This is a genomic window from Zobellella sp. DQSA1, from assembly GCF_041950555.1.
Taxonomy (GTDB): domain Bacteria; phylum Pseudomonadota; class Gammaproteobacteria; order Enterobacterales; family Aeromonadaceae; genus Oceanimonas.
Map to the genome: position 1 here is coordinate 2,969,107 of NZ_CP169531.1, position 12,814 is coordinate 2,981,920.

Sequence of the window (12,814 nt, forward strand, 5' to 3'; positions counted from 1 at the left end):
GCTACTCCTAGTGGAGGGTTTTGGGACCCAGGTCGAGGGCCGCTATCTGGGCTTTCAGCACGTCGGCCACCGGATCCTCGGGGCAGTGCTGGATGAAGAATTCGAAGTCCTCGGCGGCGAGCCGGTGGCAGTCGAGCTGCTCGAACAGAAAACCCCGATCCCGCCGTTCAATGGGACAGTCGGGCTTAAGCTTGAGCAGCAACTGGCTGCAGGCCAGGGCCTGGGAAAACTGCTTATGATGGATAAAGGCGGCCTTGGTCACATTCAGCAATCGCTCCAGTATCGCCTTGTTATCGGCCCCCTTGAGCTGCTCGGGCTTGAGCCGGGCCAGGTTGCCCCGGGCGCCGCGCAGCAGTTGCTCGATTTCACGCCGGCCAAGCGCCGCGCCGGTGAAAGGATCCACGACGGCGCCCTCCTCTCCCGACCAGAGCCGCAACAAAAAATGACCGGGAAAACAGATGCCCTCGGCCCGCACCCCGAAACGCTCGCACAGGTGCAGTATCAAGATTCCCAGGGTCACCGGAATGCCCCGGCGGCGTGCCAGCACCCGGTCCATCAAGCAGTTGTCGGTGGAAAAAAAACGTTCCCAATCGCCGGCCAGCCCCATGGCGCCGAACAGGGCCGGAAGCAGCTGTTCCGCGGCGTTCCGGCCGGCCAGGGTCTCGGCCAGTTCCCGCTCCAGGGCGAAAAGGTCACATTCGGCCTTGTCCCGCGCCGCCAGGCCATAGAGGCTCTCCACCACATCCAGCGCCAGCATCATCAGACTGCGCGACTCAAGGCCCTGCCAGCACTCACTGACCTTCGTTTTCAGCATCTTGCCTCCCGGGCCACTGCCCCAGCGTGATCCGCTCCTGGCCGCCGTAATCGCGCAGGGTCTGCACCCGGCAATAGCCCATGGCGCCAAAATATTCCCGTACCTGGCTCCCCTGCTGCCAGCCGTGCTCCAGCAGCAGCCAGCCTCCGCCATTGAGATGGGCGCGCGCCGTCTCGACGATATGGTGCAGATCCGCCAGGCCAGCCCGTTCCGCCACCAGGGCCGAAGCCGGTTCGAAACGCACATCTCCCGATTGCAAATGCGGATCGGCGGCATCGATATAGGGCGGGTTGGACAGGATCATATCGAAATGAAGCCCTGCCAGCGGTTCAAACCAGCTGCCCTGGCGCACCTCGATGGCCAGCGCCAGCCGTTCACTGTTGCGCCGGGCCAGGGCCGCCGCCTGCGGGCTGAATTCTACCGCCAGCACTCTATCGGCGGGGCGCTCACTCTTGAGCGCCAGGGCGATGGCGCCGGTGCCGGTGCCCAGATCGACGAGGCGGGCGGCCTGGGCGGGCAACCGTGCCAGGGCCGCTTCTACGATGAGTTCGGTATCGGGTCGGGGGATCAGGGTGGCGGGCGAAACCTCGAGCTCCAGCGACCAGAACTCCCGCACGCCGGTGAGGTGCGCCACCGGCTCGCCCCGCAGCCGCCTGTTCACCAGGGCGGCCAACTGGTCCAGCTCGGACGGGCTCGGCTGGTATTCCGGCCAGGCCAGCAGAAAGCTCTGCGGCTTGCCCAGCACATGGCACAGCAACACGTCCGCATCCAGGGCGGGCGACTCCCCCCCCGCCAGTTGCTCGCGCAGCCGTTGGCGCAGCTCGGCCAGGGTCATTACTGCCCCGCCAGGGCGGCCAGCAGGTCGGCCTGGTATTCCTGCAGTATCGGCTGGGTCAGCATGTCGAGCTGGCCTTCCAGCACTTCGCTCAGCCGGTACAGAGTCAGGTTGATGCGATGATCCGACACCCGCCCTTGGGGATAGTTGTAGGTGCGGATGCGATCGGAGCGATCACCGCTACCCAGCAAGTTGCGGCGGGTGCTCTGCTCCTCGGCATGCCGCTTGTCCTGCTCCATCTGCGCCAGGCGCGAGGCCAGCACCGCCATGGCCTTGGCCCGGTTCTTGTGCTGGGAGCGCTCGTCCTGGCACTCCACCACCATGCCGGTAGGCAGGTGAGTAATGCGGATCGCGGAGTCGGTCTTGTTGACGTGCTGGCCGCCGGCGCCGGAGGCGCGGAAAGTATCCACTTTCAGATCTGCCGAAGTGATCTCCGGGGCCTCGGTCTCGGGAACCTCGGGCAGCACCGCCACCGTGCAGGCGGAAGTATGGATACGCCCCTGGGACTCGGTCTCGGGTACCCGCTGTACCCGGTGACCGCCGGACTCGAACTTGAGCTTGCCGTAGGCGCCGGCTCCCTCGACCCGGGCGATGATTTCCTTGAAGCCGCCATGCTCCCCTTCGCTGGCGCTGACGATCTCGATACGCCAGCGCTGCTGTTCCGCATGGCGACTGTACATGCGAAACAGATCGCCGGCGAAGATAGCCGCCTCGTCGCCGCCGGCCCCGGCGCGGATCTCCAGGAAGCAGTTGCTGTCGTCCTTCGGATCCTTGGGCAGCAGCAGGATCTGCAGCTCGCGGCCCAGCTCCTCGATGGTGGCCTTGGCGGTGTCGATTTCTTCCTCGGCCATGGCCCTGAGCTCGGCATCGTCTTCCGCCAGCATCTCGCGCGCGCCGGCCAGATCCGCCTCGGCCTGGCAGTAGCGGCGGAAACAGCCCACCACGTCTTCCAACTGGGCGTATTCCCGGGTCAGGGCCCGGTACTGGTCCTGGTTGTTGATCACCGTGGCCTCGCCCAGCAGCACCTGCACCTCTTCGTAGCGCTCCTGCAGGCCTTCCAGTTTCTTCTGTATGGATTCGTTCATCTGTGTCTCGCCGCTATGGCCTTGTCAGCGCTGGCCAAGGCCCAGGCTCTGGGCCAGCACGGCCAGGATTTCCTGATCGCCGTCTTTGCCCGCCTGGCTCAGCGCCTGGGTAGGAGTATGAATCAGTTTGTTGGTCAGGCGCCGGGCCAGTTGCTGAACCACCAGGGCCGGGTCTTCCCCTTGGGCCAGGGCCTGTAGCGCCCGCCCGAGCTCCTGCTCTCGCACGGCGTCGGCCTGGGTGCGGTAATCGCGAATCAGGTCCACCGACCTGAGCGAGCGGAACCAGCCCATGAACTGATCCCGCTCTTCAAGAATGATCCGTTCGGCCTGGCCGGCGGCCCGCTTGCGGGCTTCGAGGTTCTGTTCAATGATGCCCTGCAGATCGTCCACCGTATACAGATAGGCATCACTCAATTCGTCTACCTCCGGCTCGATATCCCGCGGCACGGCGATGTCCACCAGCAGAATGGGCTTATGGCGGCGCGCCTTGAGTGCCCGTTCCACCATCCCCTTGCCGATGATCGGCAGGGGACTGGCGGTGGAACTGATGACGATATCGGCTCTGGGCAGATGCTCGGGGATCTGCTCCAGGGTCATCACCTGGGCGTCAAACTCCCGCGCCAGGTTCTGGGCCCGTTCCAGGGTGCGGTTGGCCACCATCATCTGGGTCACCGACTGTTCCTTCAGATGACGGGCTACCAGTTCCACGGTTTCACCGGCACCGACCAGCAATACCCGGGTACGGCTTAAATCGGAAAAAATGCGCTTGGCCAGACTGACGGCGGCAAAGGCCACCGACACCGCACTGGCGCCGATCTCGGTTTCGGTACGCACCCGCTTGGCTACGGAAAACGACTTCTGGAACAGGCGCTCGAGAATGCCCCTGAGGCTACCCACCTGATGGGACTGGTTGTAGGCCTGCTTGATCTGCCCCAATATCTGCGGCTCGCCCAGCACCAGGGAGTCCAGGCCACAGGCCACCCGCATCAGGTGTCGCACCGCCTCCTCGCCCTGGTGCTGGTACAGGCAGGAGGTCAGTTCGTCTTCATCCAGATGGTGAAACCGTTGCAGCCAGTGGCGCACCAGATCGCTTTCCCCCTGCTGATCCAGGCAACAGTAGAGCTCGGTGCGGTTGCAGGTAGAGACAATCACCGCCTCTTCCACCCCTCGGGTGTGCATCAGCTCCTGCAGTGCCTTGGGGGCGATATCCGGCCCGAATGCCACCCGCTCGCGCAGGGCGACGGAAGCGGTCTTATGATTGATTCCCAGTACCAGCAGGCTCATGAGGGTATTCTGCGGCTCACAACATCTTTCAAGTAGCCGGCTATTGTACGAGAAAGGGTAAGGCTTTAAAAGGCGCTGACCTTGCCCTTATACTGACGGCAAACATGATATCGGAGTTGTCTGTGCGCGCCTTATTGATCGCCTTTGCCCTGTTGCTCGTTTCCGGCTGTGCCTACCGGGCCCAGGAAGCCCCTCCCGGCTCCTGGCAGGCCCAGAAAACCGCCCTGGCCCAGTTGCAGGACTGGCAGCTGTCGGCGCGGCTCGGCATCATCACCCCGGATGAGCGAGGCAGCCTCAGCCTGTTCTGGCGTCAGGACAGTGACGATTACCGGATGAACCTGACCAATGTGGTGGGCAGCCGGGTGTTCGATCTGAACCGCCGCCAGGGCACCATTCAACTTACCGACAGCGAGGGCCGGCAACATACGGCGCGCAACGCCCGGGATCTGGTGTTCCGGCTGACCGGCTGGGATCTGCCGGTGGAACAGCTGGCCTACTGGATAAAGGGGCTGCCCGGCGAGGCGGACCAGGTGGAATACGACGCCGATGGCCGGCCGCAAAGCCTGCGCGCTCACGGTTGGCAACTCAGCTACCTGGGCTATACTCGCATCGATGGCCTCTGGCTGCCGAGCCGGCTGAACCTGACCCACGACACCACCACCCTGCGCCTGGCCATCAATCAATGGGAACTGAAGCCATGATAGTCCTGCCCGCCCCGGCCAAACTCAACCTGTTCCTGTACATCACCGGCCGCCGCGACGACGGCTATCATGACCTGCAGACCCTGTTCCAGTTTCTGGACCATGGCGACAGCCTGGGCTTCGCGCCAGCCGCCGACGGTCATCTCGTCCTCGAACCGGCCCTGCCCGGGGTGGAGCAAGAACACAACCTCATCATCCAGGCCGCCCGCCTGCTGCAGAGCAAGACCGGCTGCACCAAGGGCGCCCGTATCCATCTCACCAAGCGGCTGCCCATGGGCGGTGGCCTGGGCGGCGGTTCCAGCGATGCCGCCACCACCCTGGTGGCCCTCAACCGGTTGTGGCAATTGGGACTCAGCCAGGAACAGCTGGCTCGACTCGGTCGTCGGCTGGGCGCCGACGTGCCGGTGTTCGTACGCGGCCAGGCCGCCTTTGCCGAAGGGGTGGGCGATATCCTGACTCCCGCCCATCCGCCCGAGCCCTGGTACCTGGTCCTCAATCCCGGTATCGAGGTGGCGACCGCCGCCGTCTTTACCGATCCAGAGCTGCCCCGCAGCAGCCCGGCCCTCAGCCTGGAACAACGGCTCAGCCTGCCCTGGGAAAACGATTGCGAACCCCTGGTCAAAAAGCGCCACCCCGAGGTTGCCAAGCTCCTTGGCTGGTTGCTAGAATATGCGCCGTCAAGAATGACGGGCACCGGAGCCTGTATCTTTGCCACCTTCGACGGTCGGGAAGCGGCCGAAAATGCGTTGGCCAGGGCACCGGAAGGAAGCACCGGTTTCGTCGCCAAAGGCTGTAATATTTCGCCGCTGTTCAATGTGTTGCAGCAGCTCGACGAACCGGCCCCGTCATCGAATACGGCAACCTAGGCAGCGCTTGCAAGAAAGTGGGGGTGGGCCCGCTTTCTCCCTTATTCCGAGGGTCAATCCGCTGTTAAGTGATGTCTGCAGGACGACACGGCCGAGGCCGGCTCGCCGTCCGGGTTGTCTGGCCCGGCTACCTGCAAGACACACCACGTTCAGAATTACAAAAAGGGCTGGATAGCGGAACTGGTTTCCGTAAACGGGTTCACGGCCCCGTCCAGTCTCGCCACCCATGAAACAACCCCGAGGTTTTCAACCGTGCCCGACATGAAGCTGTTTGCTGGTAATGCAACGCCGGAACTCGCCCAACGTATCGCCGATCGTCTCTTTATCAAACTGAGTGCTGCCGATGTCGGCCGCTTCAGTGACGGCGAAATCAGCGTACAAATCAACGAAAATGTACGTGGCGGCGATGTCTTCATCATCCAGTCCACCTGCGCACCGACCAACGATAACCTGATGGAACTGATCGTGATGGTGGATGCCCTGCGCCGAGCCTCCGCCGGTCGTATTACCGCCGTTATCCCCTACTTTGGCTATGCTCGCCAGGACCGCCGCGTGCGCTCCGCCCGGGTACCGATTACCGCCAAGGTCGTGGCCGACTTCCTGTCCAGCGTGGGCGTTGACCGGGTACTGACCGTCGACCTGCATGCCGAACAGATCCAGGGTTTCTTCGATGTACCGGTGGACAACGTGTTCGGCACGCCGGTGCTGCTGGAAGACATGAAAGCCAAGAACCTGCACAACGCCGTGGTGGTCTCCCCCGATATCGGCGGTGTAGTGCGGGCCCGAGCCGTGGCCAAGTTGCTGGATGAAACCGATATCGCCATCATCGACAAGCGCCGTCCTCGTGCCAACGTGTCCCAGGTGATGCATCTGATCGGTGATGTGGAAGGCCGTGACTGCGTGATCGTGGACGATATGATCGACACCGGCGGCACCCTGTGCAAGGCCGCCGAAGCCCTGAAGAACCACGGCGCCAAGCGCGTGTTCGCTTACGCCACCCACGCCGTGTTCTCCGGCAATGCCGCCCAGAACATCAAGGACTCGGTGATTGACGAGGTGATCATCACCGACTCCATCCCGCTGACTCCGGAAATCGAAGCCCTGGCCAAGGTTAAGCAGCTGTCCCTGTCCGGCATGCTGGCCGAAGCCATTCGCCGCATCAGCAACGAAGAGTCCATCTCCGCCATGTTCGAGCACTAAGCGCTCGAGCTGGAAGCAAAAAGCCCGCGAATCCGCGGGCTTTTTTGTGTTTGGGATTCGGGATTCGGGATTCGGGATTCGGGATTCGGGATTCGGGATTCACAGTGAGTGTATCAGTCCCCAGTCCCCAGTCCCCAGTCCCCAGTCCCCAGTCCCCAGTCCCCAGTCCCCAAATTACCAATAGAACCGCACAAAGTAGTAACCGCTCAGGCCGATGCCAAACAGCACTATGGTCCAGGCCAGCAGCCGGGGCTTTATCCATACCAGCAGCCGGGCACCCAGCTTGCCCCCGACCAGATACCCCAGCGCCAGCACCAGGCAGGCCCGCCAGTGCACCAGTCCGGACAGGGAATACACCAGGATGGTGGCGCCGCTGGCCAGCATCGACAGATACAGCTTGATGGCGTGCTGCTGCAGGTTGGATCCCATCCTCAGCTGGCCGGTCAACGCCATCAGCAATACCCCCAGGCCACCACCGAAGAAGCCGCCGTAAAAGGCACCGCCCAGCAACAGTGGCCAAGCCCGGCGTTTCATGTCGAGCGGCCCTTCGAAACCGGAGCGGCTCAGCAGTTGGCGGGCATAGAGCAGGCTCACCGTCAGCAGCAGCCAGGGTACCAGGTAGTTGAAGCTGTCGGCATGGAACTGCACCAGCGCCAAAGCCCCCAGTCCGCCACCGGCCAGGCCGATGCCGGTCAGTGCCAACCAGGGGCCGCTGCCGAGCTGGCGACGCATGCCCCAGAAGGCACTGGCATAGCCGGGCCAGGAAGCCACACTGGCGGTAGCCACCGCACCGGTGCTGGGTACCCCCGTAGCCAGCAGCGCCGGCAGGGTCAAGAAGAGGCCGCCACCGGCCAGGGCATTGAGCACCCCGGCGAGCAGGGCCCAGCCGAGCAGTTCGTACATAAGAAGCATCCTGTGACAGGCATCCGTGCGGCAATGAAGCGGGCAATGACGTCCCGGAGAGTGCAAACGATCTTATACCTGATCGTATACAATGCTGGCTATATTACCGATTCCCGCGGATCAAGTCACCGAGGTGGCCATTATTGCCGCTCTTCATTAGAATATGGCGTCATTTTAACGGCCGACTCAGCATATGAATCCTATCGAACTGATCGTCGGGCTTGGTAATCCGGGCCCGGAATACGCCCACACCCGCCATAACGCCGGCGCCTGGTATGTGGCCGAGCTGGCCCGGCGGCATGGCGGCCAACTCAGGGAAGAAGGTAAGTTTTTCGGCTGGACCGGCCGGATACGCATCGGGAACCATGAGGTACGGCTGCTGATCCCGGCCACCTTCATGAACCGCTCGGGCAAGTCGGTAGCGGCCATGGCCAACTTCTACCAGATCCCGCCCGAGGCGATACTGGTGGCCCACGATGAACTGGACCTGCCCCCGGGCAGCGCCCGCTTCAAGCAGGGCGGCGGCCACGGCGGTCATAACGGCCTGAAGGACATCATTAGCAGCCTCGGCAACAACAAGGATTTTTACCGGCTGCGGCTCGGCATCGGCCATCCGGGGCACAAGTCCCAGGTCGCCGGCTTCGTGCTCACCAAGGCGCCGGCTCCCGAGCAGAGCCTGCTGGAGGCCACGGTAGACGAGGCCGCCCGCACCACCGATATTTTATTCAACGACGGCATGACCAGGGCGATGAATCGCCTGCATGCCTTTAACGCCGATTCCACCAAGTAAATTTCAGGACACAGCTATGGGTTTTAAATGCGGTATAGTGGGACTGCCCAATGTGGGCAAATCCACCCTGTTCAACGCGCTGACCAAGGCGGGCATCGAAGCCGCCAACTTCCCCTTCTGCACCATAGAGCCGAACACCGGCGTGGTGCCGGTGCCGGACCCGCGTCTCGATGCCCTGGCCGAGATCGTCAAGCCCCAGCGTATCCTGCCCACCACCATGGAATTCGTAGACATCGCCGGCCTGGTAGCGGGGGCCTCCAAGGGTGAAGGCCTGGGCAACAAGTTTCTGGCCAACATCCGCGAGACCGACGCCATCGGCCATGTGGTGCGTTGCTTCGACAACGACAACATCGTGCACGTGGCCGGCCAGGTATCGCCCAAGGACGATATCGAAATCATCAATACCGAACTGGCGCTGGCGGATCTGGACACCTGTGAGCGGGCCATGCAGCGCAACGCCAAGAAGGCCAAGGGCGGCGACAAGGACGCCAAATTCGAGATGACGGTGCTGGAAAAGCTGCTGCCCGCCCTGGAGCAGGCCCGGGTACTGCGCAGCGTAGAACTCACCAAGGAAGAGAAAGCGGCCATCGACTACCTGAACTTCCTCACCATCAAGCCGACCATGTACATCGCCAACGTCAATGACGACGGCTTCGAGAACAATCCCTACCTGGCCCAGGTGGAGGAAATCGCCGCCGCCGAAAACGCCATAGTGGTGCCGGTGTGTGCCGCCATGGAATCGGAAATCGCCGAGCTGGATGCGGAAGAAGCCGCCGAATTCATGGCCGACATGGGCCTGGAAGAACCGGGCCTGAACCGGGTGATCCGCGGCGGCTACCAGTTGCTGAACCTGCAGACCTACTTCACCGCCGGGGTGAAGGAAGTCCGCGCCTGGACCATCCCCGTGGGAGCCACCGCGCCCCAGGCCGCAGGCAAGATCCATACCGACTTCGAAAAGGGCTTTATCCGCGCCCAGACCATCGCCTTTGACGACTTCATCAGCTACAAGGGTGAACAGGGCGCCAAGGAAGCGGGCAAGATGCGCTCCGAGGGCAAGGACTATATCGTCAAGGACGGCGACGTGATGAACTTCCTGTTCAACGTCTGATCCCCTTCCTCCGCTCCCCGCCTCACCGGATGCCGAAGCACTGGCGCCTGGCAATTCAAAAAAGGGGAGCTCGGGAGAACCGGCTTATCGCCCTTGAGGCTTTGTGCCGCCATCAAAGAAACGCCCCGCGCAAGCAAGCCTGCGCGGGGCGTTTTCGACAATACGGCAGGGTATCAGTTGACCCTCAAAACCCCACCGGTACCCAGACCACCTTCAACATCCTGAGCCTTGTAGTTCTTCAGGGAGACGATCATCTTGTTCCAGGCGTCGTTGAACGCCGCCACCGTCGCCTTGCCTTCCGGTGTGCGAGAGAAACCACCCAGGCCACTGGCAACGTTGCCGGTCAGGCCGGCTATCGCCGCGCCGTAGTTGGTGGCGGTGGCACTGCCTTCGGAAATGGAAATCTGCACGGAGGAACGGATGTCGAACAGTGACAGGGTCACCACCGAGGCTTTCGACTGCATGGCACCCGCCAGGCCCGCTACGGTGCTGTTGCCGAACAGGCCGCCGAGGGCCGCACCCAGGCCGCCAACCGAGTCGTTGTCGATGATTATCTTCGGCTCGAGGAAGTAATCCGCGGCGACGCGCTGCCCCTTGTGCTGGTTGGAGCCGGCCCGGTATTCACCGGAGTTACGCTGCTGATCGGTAATCCGGCTCAGGTTACTATCGAGTTGCTGGTTGCCGATAGCGGTGATCACGAAGCAGTTGGACTGCTGCACGGCCAGGCGCAGCAGGGGCTCGATACTGGTAACCTGGGTGGCGCTGCCGAAGCGGCCATACCAGTCGGCGTTGCGGCCGTCATCCATGGCGATGGTGCCGAGGGAACGATCGCAGCGCTCCAATTCAGGGTTGGCTCCTGCACTGGTGCTGCCACCAGCCGAGCCGGACATGGCGGTGGACTGGTTTCCGGTGCTAAGCATTCCGCCACCGGCACAGGCCGAGAGGCTGGCGCCCAGCAAGCACAGGCCGAACAGCCTGCCGGCTTTGGATGGGGTGCGAGTGATGTTCATGAGGTGTATTTCTCCCTGTCTATTTTTTGATATGTTGGACGGTCATTGCTTGGCCAGGCGGTCAGGGAGTATCCCGACCCTTCCTTGGCTGAGTTTTCTGATTGACAGTCCTGGGTCAGTAATACCAGTATCCCTGTCTCCAGTAGCCGAAGTATGAATAACCCCGGTACCAGTAGCCGCGATAGTATTCACGCCAGTGCTGGCGCCAGCGATAATCCCCGGCCTCCCGTTGTTTCGCCTCGGCGGCTTCCGCCAACAGGGAGGCTGACTCCTGATCTCCCTGGGCAGCCGCCATGGACAGCCATTTCTCCGCTTCTTGCGGATCGCTGCCCATTTCCTCGAGGCCGCTCAGGTAATATCCGCCCAGTGCTTGCTGGGCATGAAGCAGGCCGCTTTCGCCGGCCTTGCGCATCCATTGCAGCGCCTGGTAGCTGTTGCGTTGTATACCGTCACCACGGAAGTAACGCAGAGCGAGATCATAAGCCGCCCTGGGGTCACTGCTCGCCGCCTCTTCGAGTTTAAGTATTTGTTCGCTTTTGACGACCGGCGGCTCGTCCAGGTAGTCGGCGGTAGCAGAGGAAGAGGAACGTTCGGAACAGCCGGTGTCGTCGCAGAAACGCAGGGTTTCTTTAGAGGTGCTGGTAGCACAGGCGCTGAGGGTTACGGCGACGCCGACCAGAATGAGACATTTCTTCAGCGGGTTGCCCCTTGAATTGCTGACCATAGCGAAACATTCCTTGTAAATAGGCACAGGCTAAATAGAAAAATGCGGGACTCTTATTTTCAACCCAACCGTAAAAGCCAACAACCTGTACTAAAGTACAGGTAGCCAGACTGTTATCCTCTGGGTATCTACGAGATGTCGCGTCAATAGTTTCCAGCGGCAGCGTGGGTTGACCATCCAGTGTCGGGATATTTTTTGAAGTCAGCGATAACGATATATTGGTACCACGGCGATAGGTTAAATAGCTGTTCCGAATAGTAGATCACTGCCGACAGCGACCGGGGGCTGCTAAGCAGGCCCTTCGCGCCAGGGATGGCGCGGCGGAGCCCCCAAGGATGGGGTTACGGCGTGTCTGCGTGCGGTGTCCGCTCGATGTAGCACTATTAGGATCTATTATTTAAACAAGCGCGGCCATGATCTGCTCAAGTCAGCACCGATGGTCACGACCTTCATGAATCAATACAGGAAACCAGCTCATGAATTTCAAACCATGTACTGGATAGGCCACAACATCCAGACTCCGGGCTGTCCCCGAATCTCGCCACGCGGTTGCCGCAGCCGAGCACGCCTGTACCCCACTTCAGTGCCGGGGCTTGGCGTGGTTACCGGCACGACATGAGCGAGACGAACACCAACACCTTGACAAAAAGTAGCGGGGCGTTTTCACACTTGGCTAAACTCAAGGCATGTCACCTCCGCTCACCCGGGCTATGGAATGGACTGCAAATATGATGAACTCAGGGGATTGATGAATGTTAGCCAAGAGTGATCTGCTCTTGACGCTTGATCTTATTTCCAAGTGCCTGGAGATAAGAAGTCAAGAGAACCTCAAGGAACTAAAGGACACCCTAAGCAAAGAGCTGGGCATCAGTTCCATGGTTGCCGGTCGTGTATGTCGGTACACCAAAGTTGAAACCGGATATTTTTTTGGCATAAGTGAAGAATGGAGTAGGTTATATATAGAAAACAATTATTCCATGGTGGATCCTGTATTTAATTTATCTATCAGATCCTCTGTCCCCTTCCTGTGGGCGACTGCTTACTCCCGCGCTGGCCATAACAGTAACGAGTTTATCCAACGCGCCAGGGATTTCTCTCTGATGGAAGGCATTTGCTATGCACCAAAGGATTACTCAATGGTGGCCGATACCACAGTGGTATCGCTTGGAAATGGAAAAACGCCTTTAGATCGTATGCAAGTCGAGATTATCAAGCATCTCATCCCCCATATTGCTGAAACCCTGATGCGGCCTTCCCTGTGGAACAATCCAAGATTAACGCCAAAAGAGATAGAAGTTATCAAATGGTGTGCTCATGGCAAGTCTTACTGGGAGATTTCCCTGGTCATGTCCATTTCCGAGCGAACGGTAAAATTTCATATGAATAATATCTTCAAAAAGCTGGATGTCCTGAATAAGGCCCAGGCTGTAGCCAGATGCATGAGCTTGGGATACGTGTAGGCCCAACTCCACGGGAGCAACTGTCCGTCATCGG

13 protein-coding genes are annotated in these 12,814 nt (G+C 61.0%); 6 read left to right on the forward strand and 7 right to left on the reverse strand.

Annotation, left to right across the window (positions count from 1 at the left end; genetic code table 11):
- Positions 1–7: 7 nt before the first annotated feature.
- From ACEVBK_RS14275 to hemA, 4 genes are read right to left on the reverse strand one after another with little or no spacing between them, the layout of a single operon-like run.
- Complete coding sequence (locus ACEVBK_RS14275) at positions 8–814, reverse strand: SirB1 family protein (RefSeq protein WP_375055584.1); 807 nt, start codon at positions 812–814, stop codon at positions 8–10.
- Positions 792–1,649, reverse strand: coding sequence for a peptide chain release factor N(5)-glutamine methyltransferase (prmC, locus tag ACEVBK_RS14280; RefSeq protein ID WP_375055585.1), 858 nt, complete (start codon positions 1,647–1,649; stop codon positions 792–794). Before prmC ends, ACEVBK_RS14275 begins: the two co-directional genes overlap by 23 nt.
- On the reverse strand, positions 1,649–2,734 hold the full coding sequence (gene prfA / locus ACEVBK_RS14285) for a peptide chain release factor 1 (protein ID WP_375055586.1): 1,086 nt from the start codon (positions 2,732–2,734) through the stop codon (positions 1,649–1,651). Before prfA ends, prmC begins: the two co-directional genes overlap by 1 nt.
- A 24-nt stretch (positions 2,735–2,758) precedes the next feature.
- A complete protein-coding gene (hemA, locus tag ACEVBK_RS14290; RefSeq protein ID WP_375055587.1) occupies positions 2,759–4,018 on the reverse strand; it encodes a glutamyl-tRNA reductase in 1,260 nt (419 codons plus the stop codon).
- Between the two features lie 122 nt (positions 4,019–4,140).
- On the opposite strand from hemA, the gene lolB reads away from it, so the two are divergent.
- The 3 genes from lolB to ACEVBK_RS14305 all read left to right on the forward strand — a co-directional run bounded on the left by lolB (position 4,141) and on the right by ACEVBK_RS14305 (position 6,785).
- Positions 4,141–4,719, forward strand: a complete 579-nt coding sequence (gene lolB / locus ACEVBK_RS14295) for a lipoprotein insertase outer membrane protein LolB (RefSeq protein ID WP_375055588.1) — start codon at positions 4,141–4,143, stop codon at positions 4,717–4,719.
- Complete coding sequence (ispE, locus tag ACEVBK_RS14300; protein ID WP_375055589.1) at positions 4,716–5,585, forward strand: 4-(cytidine 5'-diphospho)-2-C-methyl-D-erythritol kinase; 870 nt, start codon at positions 4,716–4,718, stop codon at positions 5,583–5,585. The genes lolB and ispE overlap by 4 nt, the downstream gene beginning before the upstream one ends.
- Positions 5,586–5,837: 252 nt before the next feature.
- On the forward strand, positions 5,838–6,785 hold the full coding sequence (locus ACEVBK_RS14305) for a ribose-phosphate pyrophosphokinase (RefSeq protein ID WP_375055590.1): 948 nt from the start codon (positions 5,838–5,840) through the stop codon (positions 6,783–6,785).
- Positions 6,786–6,959: 174 nt separating this feature from the next.
- On the opposite strand, the gene ACEVBK_RS14310 is transcribed toward ACEVBK_RS14305, so the two are convergent.
- Positions 6,960–7,688 (reverse strand): sulfite exporter TauE/SafE family protein, encoded by a 729-nt coding sequence (locus ACEVBK_RS14310; RefSeq protein ID WP_375055591.1) that lies wholly within the window; start codon positions 7,686–7,688, stop codon positions 6,960–6,962.
- A gap of 193 nt (positions 7,689–7,881) precedes the next feature.
- On the opposite strand from ACEVBK_RS14310, the gene pth reads away from it, so the two are divergent.
- Positions 7,882–8,478, forward strand: coding sequence for an aminoacyl-tRNA hydrolase (gene pth, locus ACEVBK_RS14315; RefSeq protein WP_375055592.1), 597 nt, complete (start codon positions 7,882–7,884; stop codon positions 8,476–8,478).
- A gap of 16 nt (positions 8,479–8,494) precedes the next feature.
- The gene (ychF, locus tag ACEVBK_RS14320; protein WP_375055593.1) at positions 8,495–9,586 is read left to right on the forward strand and encodes a redox-regulated ATPase YchF; all 1,092 of its coding nucleotides are present in this window, start codon (positions 8,495–8,497) and stop codon (positions 9,584–9,586) included.
- Between the two features lie 173 nt (positions 9,587–9,759).
- Here the strand turns inward: ychF and ACEVBK_RS14325 are convergent, their stop codons facing one another.
- Positions 9,760–10,596 carry a hypothetical protein gene (locus ACEVBK_RS14325; RefSeq protein WP_375055594.1) on the reverse strand — a complete coding sequence of 279 codons (837 nt, stop codon included), beginning with the start codon at positions 10,594–10,596 and terminating at the stop codon, positions 9,760–9,762.
- 115 nt (positions 10,597–10,711) lie between these two features.
- Positions 10,712–11,320 (reverse strand): tetratricopeptide repeat protein, encoded by a 609-nt coding sequence (locus tag ACEVBK_RS14330; protein WP_375055595.1) that lies wholly within the window; start codon positions 11,318–11,320, stop codon positions 10,712–10,714.
- Positions 11,321–12,072: 752 nt separating this feature from the next.
- Between ACEVBK_RS14330 and ACEVBK_RS14335 the strand changes: the two genes are divergently transcribed.
- A complete protein-coding gene (locus tag ACEVBK_RS14335) occupies positions 12,073–12,780 on the forward strand; it encodes a LuxR C-terminal-related transcriptional regulator (protein ID WP_375055596.1) in 708 nt (235 codons plus the stop codon).
- The last annotated feature ends 34 nt before the right edge of the window (positions 12,781–12,814 follow it).

Coding starts and splice junctions, on each gene's coding strand:
- ychF (WP_375055593.1), top strand. CDS start 8,495: ATGGGTTTTAAATGCGGTATAGTGGGACTGCCCAATGTGGGCAAATCC.
- ACEVBK_RS14335 (WP_375055596.1), top strand. CDS start 12,073: ATGTTAGCCAAGAGTGATCTGCTCTTGACGCTTGATCTTATTTCCAAG.
- pth (WP_375055592.1), top strand. CDS start 7,882: ATGAATCCTATCGAACTGATCGTCGGGCTTGGTAATCCGGGCCCGGAA.
- ACEVBK_RS14330 (WP_375055595.1), bottom strand. CDS start 11,320: ATGGTCAGCAATTCAAGGGGCAACCCGCTGAAGAAATGTCTCATTCTG.
- prfA (WP_375055586.1), bottom strand. CDS start 2,734: ATGAACGAATCCATACAGAAGAAACTGGAAGGCCTGCAGGAGCGCTAC.
- ACEVBK_RS14275 (WP_375055584.1), bottom strand. CDS start 814: ATGCTGAAAACGAAGGTCAGTGAGTGCTGGCAGGGCCTTGAGTCGCGC.
- ispE (WP_375055589.1), top strand. CDS start 4,716: ATGATAGTCCTGCCCGCCCCGGCCAAACTCAACCTGTTCCTGTACATC.
- prmC (WP_375055585.1), bottom strand. CDS start 1,649: ATGACCCTGGCCGAGCTGCGCCAACGGCTGCGCGAGCAACTGGCGGGG.
- ACEVBK_RS14325 (WP_375055594.1), bottom strand. CDS start 10,596: ATGAACATCACTCGCACCCCATCCAAAGCCGGCAGGCTGTTCGGCCTG.
- hemA (WP_375055587.1), bottom strand. CDS start 4,018: ATGAGCCTGCTGGTACTGGGAATCAATCATAAGACCGCTTCCGTCGCC.
- ACEVBK_RS14310 (WP_375055591.1), bottom strand. CDS start 7,688: ATGTACGAACTGCTCGGCTGGGCCCTGCTCGCCGGGGTGCTCAATGCC.